We start from the raw sequence: 5181 nt of genomic DNA, 5'->3' as shown, positions 1-5181 counted from the left end.
CCCATCCTACCAATACAAACCAGCAGAGAGTTTTGTGTGCACTTAGTACAGCACCACCAGCAGCGGTTGCCAATTTCTTAGCTTCACCGAACCAGATTTCATAAACGATCCAGAAATAAGCAAGACCGGAGATTAAGCCCCAGAATGCAGCACTGTCTCTGAAAACTGCTTCCCCGAAGTAACCTGTTACCAACATGACCACAGATGCAAAGATCAATCTCCACAGTAGGGATTTCTTGGCTCCAGCCACTTTAAGGATTAAAAAGAATTCCACGCACATTAGCGGCACAGTTAATACCCAGTCAACATAACGGAAGAATGTAGGGGATTCAGCGAATCCTGCCCAGTAATCCCTCATGTACCAGTAGTGTACTGCAGCGATAAATGTAATTAATCCTGAAACCAGGATTGAAGTTCTCCACTTTTTATCAAAGCTACTCATTGATAAAAAGAAAAATGCAGAGGCTGCCATCATGGCCATACATCCAACAAAGAATGTAAACCCTACGTAATCATTGGTCGCCATTTTAGAGACCAATGAGATTGATGCTAAAAAATTTTCCATAAATATAGAATTAGTTAATTTTGTTTAGGCGAATGTACTAAAAGCTAAACATAATTTCATAAATTTGAAGTAGTTATTTTATCAATTTGGAAAAAAAACAACAAAATTTTAACAATTTTAGCGGTTTTACGATCGTAATCACCTTCTTTTTCCTGTGGGTCACGGTCCTTTTTGATGTAAAAGCTGAAGCGATCCTGGCATATTTTCTAATTTTTACCTTTGGGATCTTTCACGGCTCAAACGATCTTAAACTTATTCAGAAATCTACCTCCTTTAGCAAGAGTTCATTTTTTTTAAGAGCTTTAGGCAGTTATTTGGCGGTAGTGGGTCTTACAGCGCTGTTCTTTTCTTTTGTCCCATCCCTGGCCTTGCTCTTCTTTGTGATAGCCAGCAGTTACCATTTTGGGGAACAACACTGGGCCTCGCTAAAAATAAGATCGGTTCTGGTCACCGCTTTCTACACCTTTTACGGCATGGTAATATTCTTTTTGTTGTTTTATGTAAATGAAGAGGAAGTAACTCCCATTATTGAAAAGATCAGTGGATTTACGGTGGCAAAAGAGGTTTATTTAATGTTCCTGGTAGCTTCCTTTACCGGGTTTATCGGAATATATTTTTGGTGGCTATTTAAAAAGCAAATACAGGTAAACATTGTCAAGGAACTTTTCTTTTTGCTTGTCTTCTTTATTGTATTTAAAACGGCCTCGCTATTATGGGCCTTTAGTATCTATTTTGTGGTCTGGCACAGTATACCCTCTTTAAAAGATCAAATACAGTATCTCTACGGTGCTGTTACAAAAGCTTCATTTATGGAGTATTTAAAGACTTCATTCCTTTATTGGTTGGTATCCATGGCCGGCTTAGCGGTGCTGTATTATTTCTTTCAGGACAATGAAGGCTTGTTTCTTACTATCATGATCTACTTCCTGGCCGCCATTACTTTTCCCCATGTGATTGTGATGACGCGACTCAATAGAACCTAAAAACTGATCCTGAAACTAATATTAGGAGTAAGTCCAAGGGAAATACTCTCCACGGTCTCAATTTCATCCTGGTCGTTTAGGCGGTAATAGGTATTCAAAACATTGCGTTTCCCCAGCAAATTAAGAACCGAGGCCCCTGCGGTGGCTTTTACTGCATCTCCTAGCTGAAATGTATAGACTAGAGAAGTATCTACTCTAAGATAATCAGGAAGCCTGCTGCTGTTCGGACTTTGATAGTTAATGGTATTTGGAAAAACTGTTGTATCTATGGCATTTGCTCCTTGCTGTGGTTCTGTATACGGTTTGCCTGTCCTATAATTAAGTCCCATCCCCAGTTTTAAATTTCTGTAATTGTAGGTACTGGCCAGGGTAAGGGTGTGTCTGATGTCCAGATTATTGGGAAATTCATTGGGGGTGATGTCCTCAAAATAATATGTATTCTTGTTATAGGTATAACTTAGCCAACTACTAAATCGGGCATTCTTATAATTTACCAGGAATTCTGCCCCTTTTATGGCATAGCTTCCAATTTCTCCATTGAACTGATCTTCATTCTGAAATCCCTGGGTAGCCGTACTCACACCATCCACCTCTTTGTAAAAACCTTCGAGGCCTATAAACCATTTGTTACGGTCATAGTTAACCCCCAATGCCCCTTGTTTACTTTTAGTAATAGGCAGGGTATTGTCATCAGACAAGATCCAGCGGCGCTTTTCTATGCCCAGGAAATTCTGTTCAAGGTCTATGATCTGGTTAGTTGTCTGGTTTTTGAATTCTCCCTGCAATTCTATTCTAAAATCTGGCAGGAGAAGATAACTCAAGTTAAGCCTTGGCTCCAGGATCAGAGCATCAAACGTCCCCAGATTTTCAATATAGTTGAGGCGGGCTCCCCCCGTAAAATCTACTTTATCATCCGGGGACCTGTATTGTAGTTCTGTAAAGAAGGCATGAGTTCTGATAACCCCTTTTATGTTGCTGTTAAAAGGAGGTTGGGAAACATTGGTAAAATTGGTGATCCCCACTTCGGTAAATTGATAGCCATTACTGGTGCTTAATGCCTTTGAAAGCTGATAGGAGGTAGCTGCCTTTACCGAGGATTCGAGTACCCGGTTATTCTGAAAAAGCGATTGTTGCCCGCTTCCTGCAATATTTTCTGCATCCAGATTATATCTTGTATAATACGCATTGATTCGAGTAGAGAATCTATCTGTCCAGCTGCTCTCTAATACACCTCCAAAAGAGAAATTGGTTTGATCTAGCAAACTTTGATTGCTTCTCCCTGAAGTTTCATCGGTCTCAAGATAATCCAGATTGTTGTTGATGTTTATAAAACTAACCCTTGCCTTGTGGAATCGGTTAATGTCATATAACAGCTTCCCACTGAAATCGTAGAAATAAAAATTCTCTGCTCTGGTAATGGGATCATCTGCCCCGGAACCACCGCCTTTAACTTCGGTATCCTGAAAGGCCCTTTCAAAGAATTGATTATAAGTAGGGGTATTCAAAAAATCGGTTACTGAACGCCTTGCCGAGAATTGTACGGCCAATTGTTCTGATAAAGGCACGTGGCCATAGGCATCCCCGCTAATAAGATCAAAACCAGCACCTCCGTACATATGATCTTCCACCTTATCTTTCGTTTTCATGCTAATAATACCGCTCACACCATCCCCATAGCGGGCACTGGTACCGTTTTTGATGATTGTCACTTTATCGGTAAGGTACGGATTGAAGGCCGAGATAAGTCCGAAGAAATGCCCGGACTGATACATTTTTATATCATCCCAAAGGATCAGGTTTTGATCATTGGTGCCTCCCCTGATATTTATATCAGAAACTGTCTCGTCAATGCTTTTAATACCTGGCAGGGCCTGTACAGTTTGAAGAATGTCTGGTTCTAATAAACCGGGAAGGATCCCAAAATCTTCAATACTAAGTAGGATGCTGCCGTCCGTTTCACGACTAATTCCGGTGGTTAAGAACTGATAGACCACCACTTCTTCCAACTGCTGGTAATTCAGGGCCATTAGAATAGGTTTACAGGAATCGTGACCAACAAGCTCTTCTGCTTTTATATACTTGGTTTTAAATCCAAGAAACCGAATACGCAGACTCGCATCACGGGGAATATTGGTTAAATTGAATTGTCCCTCTGTGTTCGTCAGGATCGCTAGACCACTTTCTAGCACCTCCACAGAGGCCCCCGGAATATTATTCTGCCCAAAATTGTCAAAGACAAATCCGCAAATATCTACGGTCACACTTTTGGTAATGGTATAGTACCTGTCTGATAATTTCTGGATCCGAAGCTGGGTTTGCTGTCGGAGGGCTTCTAATATTTCTGCCAGATCAGTGGAAGAAGTGGGAGAGACCTGAACCAATACAAGGTCTTCATCCACATAGGAGAATTTAATACTGAATTGTTGTTCAAGGTTTTGAATATAGGGGATAAGAGCCACCTTGTTATTCTCCTGGGCCCATCCCATAGAAAGGACCCAAAAAAGAATCAAAAAGCAAGAAACGATTCTCTTAAGGTGCGTTTTCTGCATAGAAGAGCACTTTATTCTTCTCTAAAGTATAACTTATTTGAGAAGGAGTACTTATACTCTGTAACGCCAAATTTATGTTTGTGTTGCTAAAAGTACCGGTAAAAAGTTGACTAAGATCTACATTCCTGGTTTCAACCTTTATATTGTATTGTCTCTGAAATTCGTTTAAGACATAAGTAAGGGGGATACTTTTAAAGCTACTTTCATTATTGATCCACGATGGTTGTGATGTCACGGGCGCTTCTGTCTGTACTACTCGTTCATTTACCACCAAAAAAGAGGTCCCGGCAGGTAGTTTTTCTTCCTTCCCCTGGAAGTTTACACTTACCAATCCTTCGTAACAAGTAACTTCAAAAAAACCTTTTCTGCTTTCCACATTAAACTGGGTCCCCAAGACACTTACAGTACCAAGGTCTGTGGTAACAGTAAACTTTTTACCTTTCGCCACCTTAAAAAATGCTTCTCCTTCCAGAGATAATGCACGCTCAGTATCCCATTTTCGCTCGCTGTAAGAAAGTTCAGATTCTGCATTCAAGATCACCTCAGAAGCATCTGGTAAAACTACTTCTGTTCTTTCGGCATATTCAGTGGAGACGGTCTCGTTAAGAGAAGATATATAGAAAAAGGTTAGCGCAAATAATACGGTTATGGCTGCTGCAATGCGCAACAGATATTGTGTTGGCGTCATTTTAATGACCTTAGTCTCGTTCTTTAATGGACGAGCTTTGAAATCACCAAGGGCCTTCTCCATGTCATAAGACGGAGCTTCCAGGGCATCGGCGGCACTTACGATCCTCTGGTAGGAGGCGTACTCCTCAGAACGCTTAAAGGCAGCTAGTTCCTCCTCGCTTAGTTCGTTGTTGAGCCATTTGGCCAAGTAATTTTCTTGCATGATTTCTGGTCTTTACTCCTATATAACAGTTACACTACCAAATACCCTACCATTGAACGATACTTTTTTTATAAGCCCTTGCAAAAAGGACTTTTTCGGCAGGTTGAACTTGTGATTATATGCCATCTATCTGGGATCTCAGGCTTTTAAGGGCCAGGTGCATCCTTTTCTCAATGGCTTTCACACTTACTC

At 40.8% G+C, this 5181-nt stretch carries 4 protein-coding genes and 1 pseudogene; 1 reads left to right on the top strand and 4 read right to left on the bottom strand.

Annotated features, from left to right (window positions below):
• The coding region (locus WBM49_RS06235; protein ID WP_424371198.1) for a bacteriorhodopsin at positions 1-565 on the bottom strand (565 nt) is incomplete at its 3' end.
• An 86-nt stretch (positions 566-651) separates the two neighbouring features.
• On the opposite strand from WBM49_RS06235, the gene WBM49_RS06230 reads away from it, so the two are divergent.
• Positions 652-1548 (top strand): Brp/Blh family beta-carotene 15,15'-dioxygenase, encoded by an 897-nt coding sequence (locus tag WBM49_RS06230; protein WP_424371197.1) that lies wholly within the window; start codon positions 652-654, stop codon positions 1546-1548.
• On the opposite strand, the gene WBM49_RS06225 is transcribed toward WBM49_RS06230, so the two are convergent.
• The 3 genes and pseudogenes from WBM49_RS06225 to WBM49_RS06215 all read right to left on the bottom strand — a co-directional run.
• Positions 1545-4097 carry a TonB-dependent receptor gene (locus WBM49_RS06225; RefSeq protein ID WP_424371196.1) on the bottom strand — a complete coding sequence of 851 codons (2553 nt, stop codon included), beginning with the start codon at positions 4095-4097 and terminating at the stop codon, positions 1545-1547. The genes WBM49_RS06230 and WBM49_RS06225 overlap by 4 nt on opposite strands.
• Positions 4078-4989 (bottom strand): FecR family protein, encoded by a 912-nt coding sequence (locus tag WBM49_RS06220; protein WP_424371195.1) that lies wholly within the window; start codon positions 4987-4989, stop codon positions 4078-4080. Before WBM49_RS06220 ends, WBM49_RS06225 begins: the two co-directional genes overlap by 20 nt.
• A gap of 115 nt (positions 4990-5104) precedes the next feature.
• Positions 5105-5181 (bottom strand): annotated as a pseudogene (locus tag WBM49_RS06215) (RNA polymerase subunit sigma-70); the annotation flags it as partial.

Source organism: Muriicola sp. (assembly GCF_049669965.1).
In the GTDB taxonomy this organism is placed as follows: domain Bacteria; phylum Bacteroidota; class Bacteroidia; order Flavobacteriales; family Flavobacteriaceae; genus Muriicola.
Note: the sequence above shows the minus strand (reverse complement) of the source record. Positions and strands in the feature narration are given on the sequence as shown.

What these genes read in the sequence shown, in the direction of transcription:
- WBM49_RS06225 (WP_424371196.1), bottom strand. Translation starts at nt 4,097, where the DNA reads ATGCAGAAAACGCACCTTAAGAGAATCGTTTCTTGCTTTTTGATTCTT.
- WBM49_RS06220 (WP_424371195.1), bottom strand. Translation starts at nt 4,989, where the DNA reads ATGCAAGAAAATTACTTGGCCAAATGGCTCAACAACGAACTAAGCGAG.